The 16212-nt window shown below is 65.7% G+C and carries 16 protein-coding genes; 7 read left to right on the top strand and 9 right to left on the bottom strand.

The window, feature by feature from the left end; translation table 11 throughout:
• Positions 1–66: 66 nt before the first annotated feature.
• Positions 67–981, bottom strand: coding sequence for a metallophosphoesterase family protein (locus tag HV823_RS22950; protein WP_176952002.1), 915 nt, complete (start codon positions 979–981; stop codon positions 67–69).
• A gap of 182 nt (positions 982–1163) precedes the next feature.
• Between HV823_RS22950 and HV823_RS22955 the strand changes: the two genes are divergently transcribed.
• Positions 1164–1655, top strand: a complete 492-nt coding sequence (locus tag HV823_RS22955; RefSeq protein WP_176952003.1) for an NUDIX domain-containing protein — start codon at positions 1164–1166, stop codon at positions 1653–1655.
• Between the two features lie 27 nt (positions 1656–1682).
• Here the strand turns inward: HV823_RS22955 and HV823_RS22960 are convergent, their stop codons facing one another.
• Positions 1683–2669, bottom strand: coding sequence for a glutathione S-transferase family protein (locus HV823_RS22960; RefSeq protein WP_176952004.1), 987 nt, complete (start codon positions 2667–2669; stop codon positions 1683–1685).
• Between the two features lie 283 nt (positions 2670–2952).
• On the opposite strand from HV823_RS22960, the gene HV823_RS22965 reads away from it, so the two are divergent.
• Together HV823_RS22965 and HV823_RS22970 are read left to right on the top strand one after the other, a co-directional pair.
• Positions 2953–3510 carry a GNAT family N-acetyltransferase gene (locus tag HV823_RS22965; protein ID WP_246301892.1) on the top strand — a complete coding sequence of 186 codons (558 nt, stop codon included), beginning with the start codon at positions 2953–2955 and terminating at the stop codon, positions 3508–3510.
• Between the two features lie 227 nt (positions 3511–3737).
• A complete protein-coding gene (locus tag HV823_RS22970) occupies positions 3738–4226 on the top strand; it encodes a hypothetical protein (protein WP_176952005.1) in 489 nt (162 codons plus the stop codon).
• Between the two features lie 167 nt (positions 4227–4393).
• Here the strand turns inward: HV823_RS22970 and HV823_RS22975 are convergent, their stop codons facing one another.
• Genes HV823_RS22975 through HV823_RS22990 form a run of 4 tightly spaced genes read right to left on the bottom strand, consistent with a single transcriptional unit; the run spans position 4394 to position 11223 of the window.
• Positions 4394–6463: a hypothetical protein gene (locus HV823_RS22975; protein WP_176952006.1), complete on the bottom strand. Its 2070-nt coding sequence runs from the start codon at positions 6461–6463 to the stop codon at positions 4394–4396.
• A gap of 1 nt (position 6464) precedes the next feature.
• Entirely contained in the window at positions 6465–9281 is a 2817-nt protein-coding gene (locus HV823_RS22980) for a DUF4159 domain-containing protein (protein ID WP_176952007.1), read from the bottom strand.
• Positions 9278–10198, bottom strand: a complete 921-nt coding sequence (locus HV823_RS22985) for a DUF58 domain-containing protein (RefSeq protein ID WP_176952008.1) — start codon at positions 10196–10198, stop codon at positions 9278–9280. Before HV823_RS22985 ends, HV823_RS22980 begins: the two co-directional genes overlap by 4 nt.
• Before the next feature lie 11 nt (positions 10199–10209).
• A complete protein-coding gene (locus HV823_RS22990) occupies positions 10210–11223 on the bottom strand; it encodes an AAA family ATPase (RefSeq protein WP_176952009.1) in 1014 nt (337 codons plus the stop codon).
• A 160-nt stretch (positions 11224–11383) separates the two neighbouring features.
• On the opposite strand from HV823_RS22990, the gene HV823_RS22995 reads away from it, so the two are divergent.
• The 3 genes from HV823_RS22995 to HV823_RS23005 are packed head-to-tail and all read left to right on the top strand — an operon-like array spanning position 11384 to position 13889.
• Positions 11384–12007, top strand: a complete 624-nt coding sequence (locus HV823_RS22995; protein ID WP_176952010.1) for a DUF1285 domain-containing protein — start codon at positions 11384–11386, stop codon at positions 12005–12007.
• Positions 12004–12636, top strand: a complete 633-nt coding sequence (locus HV823_RS23000) for a CoA pyrophosphatase (RefSeq protein ID WP_176952011.1) — start codon at positions 12004–12006, stop codon at positions 12634–12636. The genes HV823_RS22995 and HV823_RS23000 overlap by 4 nt, the downstream gene beginning before the upstream one ends.
• On the top strand, positions 12633–13889 hold the full coding sequence (locus tag HV823_RS23005) for a CCA tRNA nucleotidyltransferase (RefSeq protein ID WP_176952012.1): 1257 nt from the start codon (positions 12633–12635) through the stop codon (positions 13887–13889). The genes HV823_RS23000 and HV823_RS23005 overlap by 4 nt, the downstream gene beginning before the upstream one ends.
• A 107-nt stretch (positions 13890–13996) precedes the next feature.
• On the opposite strand, the gene HV823_RS23010 is transcribed toward HV823_RS23005, so the two are convergent.
• The 3 genes from HV823_RS23010 to hemF all read right to left on the bottom strand — a co-directional run bounded on the left by HV823_RS23010 (position 13997) and on the right by hemF (position 15657).
• Positions 13997–14185, bottom strand: a complete 189-nt coding sequence (locus HV823_RS23010; RefSeq protein WP_176952013.1) for a DUF1059 domain-containing protein — start codon at positions 14183–14185, stop codon at positions 13997–13999.
• 145 nt (positions 14186–14330) lie between these two features.
• A complete protein-coding gene (locus HV823_RS23015; RefSeq protein ID WP_176952014.1) occupies positions 14331–14561 on the bottom strand; it encodes a hypothetical protein in 231 nt (76 codons plus the stop codon).
• 184 nt (positions 14562–14745) lie between these two features.
• Entirely contained in the window at positions 14746–15657 is a 912-nt protein-coding gene (hemF, locus tag HV823_RS23020) for an oxygen-dependent coproporphyrinogen oxidase (RefSeq protein WP_176952015.1), read from the bottom strand.
• Between the two features lie 176 nt (positions 15658–15833).
• Here hemF and HV823_RS23025 point away from each other — a divergent pair, with 176 nt between their 5' ends.
• A complete protein-coding gene (locus tag HV823_RS23025; protein ID WP_176952016.1) occupies positions 15834–16094 on the top strand; it encodes a hypothetical protein in 261 nt (86 codons plus the stop codon).
• Positions 16095–16212: the final 118 nt, after the last annotated feature.

The raw sequence follows: 16212 nt of genomic DNA on the forward strand, positions 1-16212 counted from the left end.
AGACGTCCCCGCCCGGCATCCGGCAACGGAAACGCATTCTCCTGTTGGACGCTGCCGCCTTGCGATTTATTCCGCTATCGAAAACCGCGTGGTCTCTGCAAGCACGATATCTGTGCCGAACTGATCGATTTCGTAGCGCTCGCGCATCATGTTCCAGCGTCCCGGCCCGCCGGAAATCGAGAAGATGTTGTAGCCCGCCGGCGGCTTGTGGCCGCCCGGGCCTTGCGAGGCGGACGAGATGCCGACGACCGGTACGGGAGCCGCCGGGCTCTTCAGCCAGTGGACGGTGTTGAGGTGGGTGTGGCCGTGCAGGACCAGCTCGGCCCCGCCGGCCGATATCGTCGCGGCAAAGCGGCGAATGCCGATCATGCGCTTGTGAAAGGAGGTGGCACCGTGGATCGGTGGGTGATGGATCATGACGACGCGGAACAGGCCGGCCTCGCCGGCGGCGCGCAGAAGATTGACGGTCTCGCGCGCCTGCCGCCTGCCGAAATAGCCGCTGGCGGCAAAAGGGGGCGTGGCGACCGCCGTGGAGCATCCGATAAGTGCGACATTGTCGCGAACGCGTATATAGGGAAACACATGCCGGTCTTCGCTCCACGCCTCCGGCGCGCCGTCGCCGCGCATGTAGGGGTACCAGCTCTGCGTTGATCGCTCGTAGGCGCCGGGCACATAGGCGTCGTGGTTTCCGGGCACGACGGAGACGTTTTCGGGCTTGCCGACGCCGGAAAGCCAGCGGGCCACGGTGTCGATCTCGATCCTGGCGGCGAGATTGACGAGGTCGCCGGTGATCGCAAGATGATCTGGATCGCGGCGCTCGACATCGTCGGTCACGAGTTCCAGCGTGTTGGCGAACAGGTGGCGCCGCCGGTTTCGATGCCAGTTGACGAAGCCGGTTATCCGTTTCGAGGCCAGTTCCAGAACGGACAGGGCGGGGAGGGGCCCCAGGTGGATGTCGGAAATATGTGCGAGACGGAACATGACCCTCAATAGACCAAGATGCGACGCAAAGGGAATGCCGGCTGCCGGGATTCGTTGCCGAGGCGCTCGGGCTTTTCGCTTTGTGGGTGGACAATGCGGGACTGGCCAGGTGGGTGGATTGATTCCGGCCACGTTTGTGGCAAAGCCTAATGGGCCGTGATTGGAGGCGGCGAAGGGAGCCGATGGACAGCGATCAACCGCCGGAAATGCGAAACCTGTGGGCCCGCATCTTCACGCGCGCCATTCACACCTATTTTGCCTATGCGCGCGGGATGACACTCGGCGTGCGGGCGGCCTGCTTCGACGCGGAGGGGCGGATTTTCCTCGTCCGACACAGCTACGTTACCGGCTGGCACATGCCGGGCGGCGGCGTCGAGCGGCACGAGACCGCCCCGCAGGCGCTGGCCAAGGAGATGCGGGAAGAGGGCAACCTTCTCTTCGGCGACGCGCCGGAGCTCTTCCATGTCTATTTCAACAGGCAGACCAGCAAGCGCGATCACGTGCTCTTCTACATCTGCCGAAACGTTCGCCAGAGCGCTCCCAAGGTGGCGGACCGGGAAATCGTGGAGGCGCGGTTCTTCGCGCTCGGCGACCTGCCGGCGGGGGTGACGGCTGCGACGCGCCGCCGGCTGGAGGAAGTCGCCGGCAACACGACGCCGGCCGACTTCTGGTAACGGCGCAGGGGGCGGGAACCCGCGCTCTCAGGCCGCCAGCAGGCTGTCGCGCCCGTGCGGGGCGGTGAGATCCTGCTGCGGGCCGACAGGCACGATGCCGGTCGGGTTGATCGTCAGGTGGCTGCGATAGTAGTGCGTCTTGATGTGGTGCATGTTCACCGTTTCGGCGACGCCTTTCACCTGGTAGAGATCGCGCAGGTAGCCGGACAGGTTCGGATAATCGGCGATGCGGCGGATGTTGCATTTGAAGTGGCCGACATAGACGGCATCGAAACGGACCAGCGTCGTGAAGAGCCGCCAGTCGGCTTCGGTGATCTGTTCGCCGGTCAGGTAGCGGCGGGTCGCAAGCCGCTCTTCCAGCTCGTCGAGGGTGGCAAAGAGCCTGACGACGTTTTCCTCATAGGCTTCCTGCGTCGTCGCAAAACCGGACTTGTAGACCCCGTTGTTGACGGTGTCGTAGATATGTTCGTTGAGCGCGTCGATCTCACCGCGCAGGGCGGCGGGATAATAGTCGTCCCGGCAGCCCGTGACGCCGTCGAAGGCGGAGTTGAACATGCGGATGATTTCAGCGGATTCATTGGAAACCGGCCTGCCCTGCTTCTTGTCCCACAGCAGCGGAACAGTGACCCGGCCGCTATAGTGCGGGTCGGCTTTCACATAGACCTGCCACAACGCACCCAGTCCGAAGAGATGGTCGACGGTGCCACCGTCCGCTCCCTTGAACTCCCAGCCGCTCTTCAGCATCACCGGATCGACGATCGATACCGAGATCAGATCCTGAAGCTTCTTCAGGTTGCGGAAGATGAGCGTGCGGTGCGCCCAGGGACAGGCGAGCGACACATAGAGATGGTAGCGACCGGCTTCGGCCTTGAAGCCGCCTTCACCGGTCGGGCCAGCGCTTCCGTCCGGCGTGACCCAGTTGCGAAACTGCGAGGGCTGCCGCTTGAAATGTCCCTTCGTCGCCTTCGTATCGTACCAGACGTCCTGCCAGACGCCGTCCACAAGCCTTCCCATGCCTGATCTCCTTCGATTTCCTCGTCGTTTTGTCTGGCTAGATAGATAATGAAACGAACACGTACGAATAGGCTCTATTTTCTGAACAGTGCGTTTTTGGCTTTGACACGCGGCAATTTTCTGCTATCCGCGCTGGTCAGGAAATTCATGCCGCCGTGGCATGATGAGGAACGCTTGGTCCGCACGATGTTCTTTGCAGGAAACCCGCGACGACGCTGATGCTCGTGACGCCTCCCTCGAGGCGAAGCCATCTCTTGTTGTCTCGCATACGGTTTCCGATCCCATGTCCAAACACGACCTGTCCAAGCACGACCTCGTCTACCTGACCGAAGACGCGTCCCACGACGCAGCCATCGAAATCATCAACGAAGAAGCCTTCGGCCCCGGACGGCATGTGCGCGCCGCTGCCCGCATCCGGGAGCAGGGTCCGCACGACCTTTCGCTTTCCTTCATCTGCGCCGACGACGGTGAGACGATCGCATCGGTTCGGATGACGCCGGTCATGGCAGGATCGGTGAAGGGCCATCTCCTCGGTCCGCTCGCCGTGAGGCCTTCGCACAAGAACCGGGGCATCGGACGGGAACTGGTCCGCATCGCCGTGGAAGCGGCAAAGCGGAAGGGCTCGGAGGCGGTCATCCTCGTCGGCGACCCGCCATATTATGGCCCGCTGGGCTTCGAGAAGGTCGCCTACAACGCGCTGACCTTCCCCGGACCGGTGGACCCGAAGCGGGTTCTGGTCGTGCCGTTCTCACCCGATACGCATGCCCGCCTGCAAGGCACGATCGGCTGGCGACCGGAAGAGGCTGCAGCCCAGCCGCTGGAGCTTGCGGTCGCGAGCTAGCTCCGGCTCGCGCGGCAATTCCTGCCTGAACGTCGCACGCGGCGTCTCAGGTGGTGTATCCGCTTTCGCCGCACCCCTTCAGACTTCAATCCATGCCATGGTTTGTCTTGCCCATCCTCGGGGATGCGCGGGAAACGCCAGTATAGTTGTGCCGGAATGCCGTTCCTATACTATGGGGCGCAGAAGAAAACGCCGCGATGGACGCGGATTGTTCGGGAGCGCCATCCATGAAGACTGCGGCCCTTGCGATTGCCATTGTCGGTGCATGCCTGGCTGCGGGCGGCGGTCCGGCGCGTGCGGCAGGCCTCGAATGCCCGCGGCTTGCAGACCTCGACACGCCCGCCGCTCCGGTGGAAGTCGAACGCCTCCGCGCCAAGGGCATATTGCTGGAACAGCCGGCGGAGCTGCAGGCTGCAGCCGGTTTCCTGCGCGAACAGGGCCTTTCCGCCGACGATTCCATCAATCATCTCATTGCGTTCTATTGCCCGGCGGTCGCCGCCGAGGCGAGCCTGAGCGATGAGGAGAAGGCGGCACGCGTCAGGGAATTCGCAGCGCAGGCGAGCAGGGTGGTGCTTGCCGAGGGCAATGTCGAGGATCTGGTGTATCAAGTTCCCCTCGATCCGAACACCGCAGCGGCGGTGAGCGAGCGCGCCAGGCAGGCCGGTATCACGCCCGAAGAATGGATTGCGAGAACGGTGGAAAGCGCGCTCCGATAGGGAACGGAGGCGGAAGGCCATCCCCGGACAGGCGAATTCGAACGCTGTGAGGCCGCGGATGCCCAGGACGGGGCGAAACGGGAGCCCATCAATGACGGAGCCCCGGTGCGCGGAAATGCTTCAGCGCGCCGGGGCTCCCTTGTCGTGTCGGCTATCCGACAAACCTGTCAGCGCCCTTCGCGATACCAGGTGGCGGAGAGTGCGAGCAGCAGCAGGCCGACGCCGGCGAAACCGGCAAACAGCGACAGGCTGTCGATCCCCTTCAGCACGGTCTCGTTGGTCATGCTCAGCGAGAGGCGTTGCGGGTCGGCGGTGCGTACAGAACCGGAAACCGGCAGGAGCGGCGGGACTTCCGGGCTGCCTTGCGCTTCGGCCAGCCGACGCACCGTACCCTTCGTGTTTTCGGCAAGCGGCGCCAGGGTTTCCGTGGTCGAGATGGTCGCCTTGAATTCCGGCGCATCGACTGCGCCGACATGGACCAGCGCGGTCAGTCCGTCGTTTTCGATTTCGTAGAGGCCGGTTTCGGCCGTCTTCAACTCGGCCTTGTAGAGGCCGGGACCGCTTTCCTTGAGCTCGACCGATTCCGTCCGGCCGGAGGGCAGCTTCACCGTTGCGGGGCCCGGCGCATCCTTGATCGTCTGGCGGGTGATCTCCAGCGTCCTGCCGAAGGTGCGCGCCGTCAGGGCCTCTTCCTCCAGCGCCGGTTCCTGCATCAGCCAGTGGGCGGTGCGGCGATAGAGCGAAACATGCGGGCCGCCGCCTTCGAAACCGCGCGCCCACAGCCAGCCCTGGTCGGATAGCAGCATGGCGACGCGGCCCTCGCCGTAGCGGTTGAGCACCAGAAGCGGATTGTTGTCGGCCCCTTCCATGACGACATTGCCCTGCGGGCGCGCCACGTCGACGGTGCGGAACCAGCGTCCCCACTGCGGCGGCTCGTCGAATGCCCCTTCGAGGCCGCGGGTGACGGGGTGTTTCTTGCCCTGTTCGGAAAGGCGCGGATAGAAGGCCTTCTCGTTCATGACCCCGGTCGGCGTCGCCGGAAGGACGACGGAGAGCGGCGTATAGGCTATGGAATCGCTGCCGGCATGCTCGGGCCCCGCGGCAATCAGCAGCGCGCCGCCGTTTTCGACGTATTGGGCGATATTGTCGTAGTAGAGGATCGGCAGCACGCCGCGATGCTGGTAGCGGTCGAAGATGATCAGGTCGAACTCGTTGATCTTGTCGACGAAGAGCTCGCGGGTGGGGAAGGCGATCAGCGACAGCTCGTTGATCGGCGTGCCGTCCTGCTTTTCTGGCGGGCGCAAAATGGTGAAGTGGACGAGGTCGATCGCGGTGTCGGACTTCAGCAGGTTGCGCCAGGCGCGCTCGCCGGCATGCGGTTCGCCGGAGACCAGCAGCACGCGCAGGTTCTCGCGGATGCCGTCGATGATGTGGACGGCGCGGTTGTTGGCGGTGGTGATCTCGCCTTCCACCGGGTCCACGGCAAATTCGAGGACATTGTGGCCGCCGCGCGGAACGGCGAAGCGGAAGGGCGTCTCGGCGCCCGGCGCCACCGTCTCGGATGCGATCTCGTTGCCGTTCAGGCGGATGGTGACGCGTGCTGTCGTGCCCGGGCTCTTGCCGTCGTCGGTGACGCGGAACCTCAGTTCCTGCGGCTCGCCGACGATGCCGAAGCGCGGCGCGCTCAGCACCTCGATCCGCCGGTCGAATTCGTCCGGACGTCCCGTGATCAGACCATGCACCGGCGCATCGAAGGCGGAAAACGCCGTGGGATCGGGAATGTCGTGGATCTGGCCGTCGGTGATCATGATGGCGCCGCCGACGCGCGACGGAGGCACATCGGCCAGCGCGGCCGTGAGCGCATCGAACAGGCGCGTGGACGGCGTGTCGGAATCCGGATCGTCGCCTGCCTCGACGATGCGCGGCTCGATGCGGGGATAGCGGGAGAGGTTGTCGTTCAACTGCGTCAGCGCCTGATCGGTCATCGCCGTGCGTTCGGGGTTCTGCTGGCTCTGGCTGCGGTCGACGACGACGGCGACGACGGTCGACAGCGGCTCGCGCTCCTCGCGCATCACGACGGGATTGGCGAGTGCGAGCACGAGAAGGGCGAGGGCAGCGGCCCGAAGTGCGCCGCCGCGCATCCGCCGCCAGAGACCGATCCCGGCCAGCACAAGCGCCAGGGCGGCGATCAGGCCGATGACATACCATGGAAAAAGCGGGGAGAAGGTGATGCTCATGCTACTGGCCCAGCCTTTCGAGAAGGGCGGGCACATGTACCTGATCCGCCTTGTAGTTGCCGGTCAGCATGTACATCATGATGTTGACGCCGGAGCGGAAGGCATGCTCGCGCTGCACCTCGTCCGGCGGCACGGTCGGCAAAAGCGGCATGCCGTTGGCGTCGATTGCCCAGGCGCCGGCGAAATCGTTGCCGGTGATCATGATCGGGGTCACGCCGTCGCCGGCGCGGGCCGGACGGTTCGGATCCTGCGCCTGGTCGAGTTCGGCTTCGACCCAAAGGGGGCTGCCGGCATAGCGCCCGGGGAAGTTACTGAGAAGGTAGAAGGACTTCGTCAGCACGTGATCCGGCGGCACCGGCTCCAGCGGCGGGATGTCGAGGTTGGCGAGAATATCGCGCAGCCGCTGCGTGTTGGGGCTGGTGTCGGCGCTGTTCTCCAGTGACGAATACTGGTCGCGGGTGTCGAACAGGACGGTGCCGCCATTGCGCATGTAGGCGTCGATGCGGGCGACGTCTGCGGGCGAAGGCATCTGCGCCGTTGCGCTGACCGGCCAGTAGATCAGCGGATAGACCGCAAGCTCGTCCTTGGAGATGTCGACCGCCATCGGCTCGCCTGGCTCCAGCGTGGTGCGGTAGGTGAGAAACTCGGTGAGGCCGGCAAGCCCGCGCTCGGAGATGCTGTCGACCTCGTCCTCCCCGGTCAGCACATAGGCTAGATGGGTGGTGTCGAGCCGTTGCAGCAGACCATCGTCGTCGGGCTTGGTGTCCTCGGCGAGCGCTTGCGTTGAGGCGAGCGCCAGCATGCCGACCGAGACGGTGACCATCGCCATAAGCGCGGCCGCGCTGCGCGCGGGCGTTACCCGGAAGCGGCGCGTGAAGGCGCCGTTCATGAACAGCACCACGAGGCAATCTGCCAGCAGCAGCAGCGTCGCGATCAGGAACAGGGCGGGCTTCAGCGATTTCGCCATCTGGCCGATCAGGCTTTCGCGCATGAGGGACGCGGCGTCTCCGGTTGCGAGCGGCTTCAGCATCTGCCCGGCAGCCAGCAGGTTGTGGGCCACGAACCCGTCCTGCGAGCCGTAGAGGCCGGGCGGGTTGTCGGCGGTCGCAGCGGTGCTGCCGGCCGTGGCCGGATCGAGGGGCTTTGCTTCGCCGGTGTCGGTCGAAAGCGTGCCGACGGCGGTCAGGAGCCGGTAGGGGGGCAGGCGCTGGCCCTGCGCTTCTCCGCTCGCTGCGACGCCGCCGCCGCGCGACAGCTGCACGCTACGGCGCAGCATCTCCACGAAGTCGCCCGAAAGCGGCAGGTTCGACCATCCCGTCTCGGCGCTGACGTGGAACAGGACGATACGGCCGGCACCGACCTTGCCGGTGGTGACGAGCGGGGTGCCGTCTGCCAGGCTCGCCCAGGTGCGCTCGGGAAGGTCGGGCGTCGGCTCGGCGAGAACCTGGCGCTTGACCAGGATATCGCCGGCGCTCGGCATGCCCGCAAACGGGCTGCCTGGCGGATAGGCGGCCAGCGGCTGCGGCTCGGACCAGGAGAGTGCGCCATCAAGGGCGCGCTCGCCCTTGCGCAGCACCACCGGCACCAGCGGGTCGTCGGCAGGGGCGGCCGCAAGCCTCGGCCCGGCGAAGCGGATCAGCATGCCGCCGGCCTCGAGCCACTTCTGCATCGGGCCATAGGCTTCCTCCGGCAGGCGGCCGATATCGGCCATGATCAGCACGGACGGACGCTGGTCGAGCAGTTCCGGTATGGCGGCTGCGAGATCGGAAACGTTTGGTCGGATCAGGTCGGAATAGGGGGCCAGTGCCTTTTCGATATAGTGCAGCGGCGACAGCAGCGGCTGGCTGGCGTCGATCGTCTCCCCGCTCAGGAGCGCCACGCGCCGGCGGCGGAACCCGTCGTCCAGAAGATAGGTGCCGCCGGCTGTTGCCAGCCCGTCGACGCTGATCTGCGCGAAGTCGTTGCGAAGCTCGAAGGGCGCGGCGATGCTGCCGGTGCCTGTCGTCTCGCCGGCGCGGAAGTCCAGCGTGCCATTGCCGATCGGCCGGCCGCGCGTGTCGTGCGCCGTGACGGCGAGCGTGCGGGCCTCGCCGGCCGAAAGCCGGCTTGCAGCCACCACCATCGCCTCTGCGTCGTTGTTGGCATCGGTCAGCGCGAGCGCACTGCGACCATCGCCCTCGATCAGGCGCATCTGCGCAGGCTTCAGCGCCTGCAGTGCCGCGACGGTGCCGTCGTCGTCGCCGGCGGCGATCCCGTCGGAGATGAAGGCGAGGGTGCCGGGCGGGGTTCCGGCGAGCGCGGTATTGAGTGCGGCCACGGCGGACTGGCGGTTGGCCGGCAGCGGGCGCGGCTGGGCTGCCGCGAGCCGCGTGCGCGCGGACTGCGCGTCGGTCGGCACCGCGTCGTGCTGGCGGTCCACGGTGAAGACGATGGAGATCGGCAGATCGCGCGCCTCCGCATCATCGATCATCGTGCTGGCCGTATCGACCCGGCGTTGCCAGTCGCCGGCGGACGCCCAGCTGTTGTCGATGACGAGGACGAGCGGGCCAGAGGCGGCGAGCGTGTTTTCGCGCGGATTGAGCACCGGATCGGCGATCGCAAGGATGACCGCGGCGGCCATCAGCATGCGCAGCAGCGTCAGCCACCAGGGGCTTCTGGCAGGCGTCTCCTCGCGCTTGAGGATGGAGGCGAGGATACGGAAGGGCGGAAAGGCCTCGACCACGGGCTTGGGCGGCGTCAGCCGCAGCAGCCACCAGATCGCCGGCAGGAGCACCAGTGCCGCGAGGACGGCGGGATAGGCGAAGGCAAGGCCGCTCATGGGCGTTCACCCGCGGCCCTCATGGCGGGCAGGCCGGACAGGTACATGTGCACGGCGACGAGGGCCTCGGAGGCGAGGTGGTCGGTCCGATGGGTGATGAAACTCCAGCCGAGATGGCGCAGGCTGTCGGCCAGTGCCGCGCGTCTTGCCTGATAGGCGCGGGTGTAGTCCTCCTTCAGGGTCTCGGCGCGGCCGGCCGTCAGCTTGTCGCCGGTCTCGGGATCGGTGAATTCCGTCCGCCCGGTATAGGGAAACAGGTCTTCGGCCGGATCGGCGACCTCGATGACGTGGCCGCGCAGACCCCGGCGCGCGAGCGGGCCGAGCCGCTCCATCACCTGGTCCGGCGGATCGAGGAAATCGCCGATGAGGACGATATCGCTGGACCCGCGGATCATGTCGGTGCGCGGCAACCCGTCGGCAAGCGGGCTATGGGCGATGGCGGTGGCCAGCCTTTCGGCCGCATTGCGTGCGGCGATCGGCTCCATGACGCCCGGGCAGCCGATCCTTTCGCCGGAGCGCGCCAGGATTTCGGCAAGCGCCAGCATGAGGACGAGTGCACGGCTTTCCTTCGAGACGCTGCCGAGCGTGGACTTGTACATCATCGACGGCGACAGGTCCGCCCAGAGCCAGATCGTGTGGGCGGCTTCCCATTCGCGGTCACGCACATAAGTGTGGTCGTCGCGGGCGGAGCGGCGCCAGTCGATGCGCGACAGGCTCTCGCCGTCGACATAGGGGCGGAACTGCCAGAAATTCTCGCCGATGCCGCGCTTGCGACGCCCGTGCCAGCCGGAAATCACCGTATTGGCCAGTCTGCGCGCCTCGACCAGGCAATCCGGCATCAGGGCGGCGCGCGCCTGCGCCCGCGACAGGACGTCTGCGGAAGGGGTACGTTGGACGGTGGTGCCGATGGAGGCCATCACGCGCCCCGTCAGCCGCGGGCCTGCGTGACGAGCGAGGCAATCACGTCGCGCACCGATATGCCCTCGGCGCGGGCGGAGAAGGTCAGTGCCATCCGATGCTGCAGCACCGGTTCGGCGAGCGCCAGCACGTCGTCCACCGACGGTGCAAGGCGTCCTTCATAGAGCGCACGCGCGCGGGCGCACAGCATCAGCGCCTGGCCGGCGCGCGGCCCGGGTCCCCAGGCGACCTGCTTGTCGGTTTCGGCATTGCCATGGCCGGGACGGGCGGAGCGCACGAGCGAAAGGATCGCGTCGAGCACGGTTTCGCCGATCGGCATCTGCCGGATGAGGGTCTGGATTTCCAGCAACCTGCCCTCGGGCATCGCCTGGCTGGCTTCGGCCTCGGCGGTGCCGGTGGTCTCCAGCAGGATGCGCCGCTCGGCGGCGAGATCGGGATAGCCCACGTCGACCTGCAGCAGGAAGCGGTCGAGCTGCGCCTCGGGGAGCGGATAGGTGCCCTCCTGCTCCAGCGGGTTCTGCGTCGCCAGCACGTGGAAGGGGCGGGGCAGGTCGTTGGCGCGGCCTGCAACGGTGACATGGTACTCCTGCATCGCCTGCAGGAGGGCGGACTGGGTGCGCGGCGAGGCTCGGTTGATCTCGTCGGCCATCAGCAGCTGCGTGAAGATCGGCCCGGGCACGAAGCGGAAGGAGCGCTTGCCGTTTTCGTCCTGGTCCATCACCTCCGAGCCCAGAATGTCGGAGGGCATCAGGTCAGGGGTGAACTGGATGCGGCTTGAGGCGAGGCCGAGCACGGTGCCGAGCGTCGCCACCAGCTTCGTCTTCGCAAGGCCCGGCACGCCGACCAGCAGGGCGTGACCGCCGGAAAGGATCGCGAGCATCGTCTGCTCCACCACGCTCTCCTGTCCGAAGATGACCTTGCCCACCTCCTTGCGGACCAGCGCTATGTCTGCAAGCGCGCGTTCGGCTGCGGCGATGACGGCTTTTTCGTCCAGAGCTGCTTCGGTGGATGTCATAACGCCCATGATCGTCTCCAGATCGCTTTTTCCGCCGCCCGCCGGTTGGCGGGTGCCGCTCCAATGGCCGATAGTTTTGAGCTTATCGGCTCTCCTGCTGCTGACAAGTCAGCATGAAATGTCTATCTCGTCACAAGAGCTTGAGATAGGGGCCAACCGGGACGGAACAATGGCGAAGGGCGAAATTCAGGCTTCGGGCGATGCCGCCGGACTGGCGGCGCTGATTGCCCGCGCGGCGGCCGACAAAGGCGGGCGGGAGCGCGGCCTGCCGCCGGTCGACAAGTGGAATCCACCTGATTGCGGCGATATCGACATGGAGATCCGCGCGGACGGCACGTGGTTCTACATGGGTACGCCCATCGGCCGCGCGCCGCTGGTGCGGCTGTTTTCCACCGTTTTGCGCCGCGAGGAAGACGGAAAGACCTATCTCGTGACGCCTGTGGAAAAGGTCGGCATCCGCGTGGTCGATGCGCCCTTCGTCGCCGTCGAGATGGATTCGCACGGCGCGGGCGACGAGCAGGTGCTGACCTTCCGCACCAATGTCGGCGATGTGGTCGAGGCCGGCGACGAGCACGCCCTGCGCTTCGTCGTCCACGGCAGTAACAAAGAATTGAAACCCTACCTGCATGTGCGCGGCCGGCTGGAGGCGCTGGTGGCACGGCCGGTGATGTACGACATCGTCGCCCTCGGCGAGACGCTGGAGCTCGAGGGCAGGGCGATGTTCGTGGTGCGCTCGGGCGGTGTCATCTTTCCGATCATGCCGCAGGCGGAACTGGACGCGCTGTCGCGATGAGCCTTTCCCTCTACAGCGCGGCCGAATTCCGCAAGCGGGCGATCGCGCAGACGCAGACGATCACCGCCGACAGCTGGCGCGACACGGGTGATGCCAAGCTGAACCCGGCGACGATCCCGCATGTGGAGGAAATGAAGCTGAAGGACGCGGCCGTGCTGGTGGCGGCCATCGACGAGGGCGACGATGCGCGCCTCATCTTCACGCAGCGTACCGCCACCTTGCGCAAGCACTCCGGCCAGATCGCCTTTCCGGGCGGGGCGGTGGACGACGAGGATCACGACGTCGAGGCGGCCGCGGCGCGCGAGGCGGAGGAGGAGATCGGGCTGGACCGCCGGCTGGTGGAGCCGGTCGGGCGGCTGCCGGACTACATGGCGCTTTCCGGCTTCCGGATAACGCCGGTGCTGGCGGTTGTGAGGCCGGGTTTCTCGCTCAGCCTCAATCCGACCGAGGTGGCGGACGTGTTCGAGGTTCCCCTGTCCTTCCTGATGGACCCCGCCAACCACGAAATGGGCAGCGGCGTCTGGCTGGGCAGCGAGCGTCACTATTATCGCATGCCCTATGAGGGGCGAAACATATGGGGCATCACCGCCGGGATCATTCGGGTGATCTATGAAAGGCTTTACGCATGATATCGGTTGCTGATCGGGACTGGTTCAGGGAGCCGGCGCTCAGGCGCGTGCTGACCATGCTGAACGCCGATGGCGGAGAAGCGCGGATTGCCGGCGGGGCGGTGCGCAACAGCCTGATGAACCTGCCAGCCGGCGACATCGACATCGCCACGACGCTGGTGCCGGCCGAAGTGGTGGCGCGCGCCAAGGCTGCGGGCATCAAGGCGGTGCCGACGGGCATCGAGCACGGCACGGTGACGCTGGTCATCGGCGGCGCCCCCTTCGAGGTGACGACGCTGCGGCGCGACATGGAGACCGACGGACGCCGCGCGCAGGTGGCGTTCGGCACAAGTTGGCAGGACGATGCGGAGCGCCGCGACCTGACGATCAACGCGCTCTACGCGACGATCGAGGGCGAGGTGGTCGATCTCGTCGGCGGCCTTCCGGACATCGAAAGCCGCACCATCCGCTTCATCGGCGATGCCGCGAAGCGGATCGCCGAGGATCATCTGCGCATCCTGCGCTTCTTCCGCTTCTTCGCCCTTTACGGCAGCGGGCGGCCGGATGCGGACGGGCTCAGGGCTTGCGCGCGGGCCAAGGACAAGCTGCAATCGCTGTCGGCGGAGCGCGTCTGGTCTGAGACGAAGAAGTTGCTTGCCGCACCCGATCCGTTCCGCGCGCTGCTGTGGATGCGGCAATCCGGCGTGCTGACGGAAATCCTGCCGGAGACGGAGAAGTGGGGCATCGACGCGATCCCGGGCCTGGTCGCCGCCGAACAGGCATTCGGCTGGACGCCCGAGCCGCTCTTGCGGCTTGCAGCGGTGGTGCCGCCCGATGCGGAGCGGCTCGCAGCCCTTGCCGCCCGCCTCAAGCTTTCGCGCGCGGAAGCTGCGTTTCTCGGCGATTGGGCGGCAGCGCCGCAGATACCGGCGACGCTGGCAGACACCGCGTTCGACCGCATGCTCTACCGAAGCGGCCCGCAGGGTCTCGTCGTGCGGCTCAAGCTTGCGCTCGCTTCCGCCCGAAGCAAGGCGGAGAACGATCCCGCGCAGATGGCCCATGTCGGACTATGCCAGCGCTTGCTTGATCGCGCCGAACGCTGGACGCGGCCGAGCTTCCCGCTGTCGGGCGCAGACGTTCTTGCAGCCGGCGTGCCTGCCGGACCGAAGGTCGGCGCGGTGCTCGCTGCGCTGGAAAAGGACTGGGTCGAGGCGAATTTCAATCTCGATCGTGACACCCTGCTTTTACGTCTGGCGGAAAGCACCGGGCGGTAGCCGGACCGTTTGCCGATGGTAAAATGCATTACACCGCCGCGCTACAGGCGGCGGTGTATGGGCTGGCTGGGTCGGATGACGCCTCAGGGACAGTTCAGGGGGACAATTCAGGCGCCGACCTTGTTCTCGTCGACGATCCGCGCCTTGATGTTGTCGACCATGTTTTCGCGAATGACCGTTTCGCCATGCGCGTTACGCAGGTGCTCGACGGCCCGGCGCACGACTTCGGCGTCGTTGTCGGCGCGTGTATGCCATTCACAACCCGGGACGAGGGTTCCGCATTCGAAAAGTCTCATTGCAAATCTCCCTTCGATTGCTGGCTTTCATTTCTCGTTCCTTGCCGGCCAGGCTCGGCAGCCGGAACATCTTACAGGCATTCAAGGAAAACGTGGACCGTGCGACGAGGTTCCATCCCGCCGCGATCCGCATTGCCGTGAGCCTTCAGTTGCTGGCCCGGCCCTGCTCCGGTTTCGCCCAGGCATCGAAGCATGCGGACGATTGATATTTCTCGTCCTTGGTCCTGTCCGGTGCCTGCTTGCGGGACAATTGCAGGCGGGCCTGCGGCAGGAAATAGTCTCGCGGCAGATTGCTGCCACTCTCGATGCGCAATTTCTCAGCGATGGAATTGATGATGTCTGCGTCGTTCGGCATGCCGGCAGTCACAGTCGTCATGATAACCCTCCTCCGATGGAACCATGCGGGATGATCGTATCATGAAAAAAACTAGTACGGTATGCGAACGGCGTTGTTGATCTGGCGCAAGCCTGGCTGACGCGGGCCGCGAAATACCCCCGACGCCTTGAATTTCAAGCACGTCGTCATTGCAAAGTCGCTGCACGCTTTTGCGCGGCCTGCGTCAGGGCCAGCGCACGACAGGGGGGAGCGAGGACAGGATGGATTCCACATTGCCACCGGTCTTCAGGCCGAAGATCGTGCCCCGGTCGTAGAGCAGATTGAATTCGACGTAGCGTCCGCGCCTGATCAGCTGTTCGTCGCGGTCCTCTTCGGTCCAGCCATTGTTGAAGTTGTTGCGGACGATCTTCGGATAGACCAGGCCGAATGCGCGGCCGACGTCGCGGGTGAAGGCGAAGTCCGCCTCCCAACCGCCTTTGTCCTGCGGCGAATGCAGCCAGTCGTAGAAGATGCCGCCGGTGCCGCGCGGCTCGTTGCGATGCTTGAGGAAGAAGTATTCGTCGCACCAGGCCTTGAACTTCTCATAGTCGGCAACGGGATGCTGGCTGCAGGCGATCTCCATCGCCCGATGGAACAGCACCGTATCGGGATCAGTCTGAACGCGCCGGCGCCCGAGCATCGGCGTCAGGTCGGCGCCGCCGCCGAACCAGTGGCTGGTGGTGACGACCATGCGCGTGTTCATGTGCACCGTCGGCACGTTGGGGTTCACCGGGTGGGCGATCAGCGAGATCCCGGATGCCCAGAAGCGCGGATCTTCGGATCCGCCCGGGATCTGGCTGCGGAACTCGGGCGAAAATTCGCCGTGCACGGTCGACGTATGGATTCCGACCTTTTCGAAGACGCGACCCGACATCAAGGACATGCGCCCGCCGCCGCCCTGGCCGTCGTCGCGCTGCCAGTCGCGCGGGGCGAAGCGCCCCGGCTCGCGGTCGCTCAAGGGACCTTCCAGTTCGTCTTCCAGCGTTTCGAAGATATGGCACAACTGGTCGCGCAGCGCCTCGAACCAGTCGCGCGCCTTTGCCTTGCATTCCTCGATGTCGTCCGGCAGGCCCATCGGCAGGTCCGGTCTTTCCATTGTCGTTTCCCGATTGTCTGGCCGTATTGTACGGCCGATTCGAATTCCGGCACACTTCCCATTTTTTGCCGCCGTTTGGCAACTTCGCCGTCGCATTCGCGCTTCTTGAAGCGACTCGCCAAAGACGTACGGGCATCCTATCTTAGATGCATGAATGTGCTGCCGGAGGCTTCTGAATGGCGCGTATTCCAGGTCCTCCGCCGCTCGACGGACTGAAGCGGCGGATCGAAGAAAGCAGGCGGGCTCGTCCCGCAAGACGCAACGGGCAATTCATTCGCGAGACCTTCCTTCTCGAGCGGGACGCCGCGCGGCAGAAGGCGCGCGAGTGGTTCGACACCTGGCCGAAGGCCGCCTACTGGACGGAGGTCGAAAGCTGGCGGTCGCTGGAGGGCGACAGGATCGAGTTCACGATGCGTCGGCTACCGAGCGCCGATTGAGCGCCGCTTCGCAGCGGGCCGGTGTCCTTGGCGCAAAGCCCCAATGCGGACGACAAAGTCGATCTGGACTAGCGTACGGCATCCTTCTCAAAAACGCCCATCCTCCTCGACCGGTAGG

Origin of the sequence: Mycoplana rhizolycopersici (genome assembly GCF_013378445.1) — a bacterium.
GTDB classification, from domain to species: Bacteria; Pseudomonadota; Alphaproteobacteria; order Rhizobiales; family Rhizobiaceae; genus Mycoplana; species Mycoplana rhizolycopersici.

Excerpts from the sequence above, each read along its gene's own strand:
- HV823_RS22990 (WP_176952009.1), bottom strand. The coding sequence starts at position 11,223 with ATGGGCGTTATGACATCCACCGAAGCAGCTCTGGACGAAAAAGCCGTC.
- HV823_RS22965 (WP_246301892.1), top strand. The coding sequence starts at position 2,953 with ATGTCCAAACACGACCTGTCCAAGCACGACCTCGTCTACCTGACCGAA.
- HV823_RS23000 (WP_176952011.1), top strand. The coding sequence starts at position 12,004 with ATGAGCCTTTCCCTCTACAGCGCGGCCGAATTCCGCAAGCGGGCGATC.
- HV823_RS22975 (WP_176952006.1), bottom strand. The coding sequence starts at position 6,463 with ATGAGCATCACCTTCTCCCCGCTTTTTCCATGGTATGTCATCGGCCTG.
- HV823_RS23005 (WP_176952012.1), top strand. The coding sequence starts at position 12,633 with ATGATATCGGTTGCTGATCGGGACTGGTTCAGGGAGCCGGCGCTCAGG.
- HV823_RS22980 (WP_176952007.1), bottom strand. The coding sequence starts at position 9,281 with ATGAGCGGCCTTGCCTTCGCCTATCCCGCCGTCCTCGCGGCACTGGTG.
- HV823_RS23025 (WP_176952016.1), top strand. The coding sequence starts at position 15,834 with ATGGCGCGTATTCCAGGTCCTCCGCCGCTCGACGGACTGAAGCGGCGG.
- HV823_RS22955 (WP_176952003.1), top strand. The coding sequence starts at position 1,164 with ATGGACAGCGATCAACCGCCGGAAATGCGAAACCTGTGGGCCCGCATC.
- HV823_RS23010 (WP_176952013.1), bottom strand. The coding sequence starts at position 14,185 with ATGAGACTTTTCGAATGCGGAACCCTCGTCCCGGGTTGTGAATGGCAT.
- HV823_RS23015 (WP_176952014.1), bottom strand. The coding sequence starts at position 14,561 with ATGACGACTGTGACTGCCGGCATGCCGAACGACGCAGACATCATCAAT.
- HV823_RS22995 (WP_176952010.1), top strand. The coding sequence starts at position 11,384 with ATGGCGAAGGGCGAAATTCAGGCTTCGGGCGATGCCGCCGGACTGGCG.
- HV823_RS22970 (WP_176952005.1), top strand. The coding sequence starts at position 3,738 with ATGAAGACTGCGGCCCTTGCGATTGCCATTGTCGGTGCATGCCTGGCT.
- hemF (WP_176952015.1), bottom strand. The coding sequence starts at position 15,657 with ATGGAAAGACCGGACCTGCCGATGGGCCTGCCGGACGACATCGAGGAA.
- HV823_RS22950 (WP_176952002.1), bottom strand. The coding sequence starts at position 981 with ATGTTCCGTCTCGCACATATTTCCGACATCCACCTGGGGCCCCTCCCC.
- HV823_RS22985 (WP_176952008.1), bottom strand. The coding sequence starts at position 10,198 with ATGGCCTCCATCGGCACCACCGTCCAACGTACCCCTTCCGCAGACGTC.
- HV823_RS22960 (WP_176952004.1), bottom strand. The coding sequence starts at position 2,669 with ATGGGAAGGCTTGTGGACGGCGTCTGGCAGGACGTCTGGTACGATACG.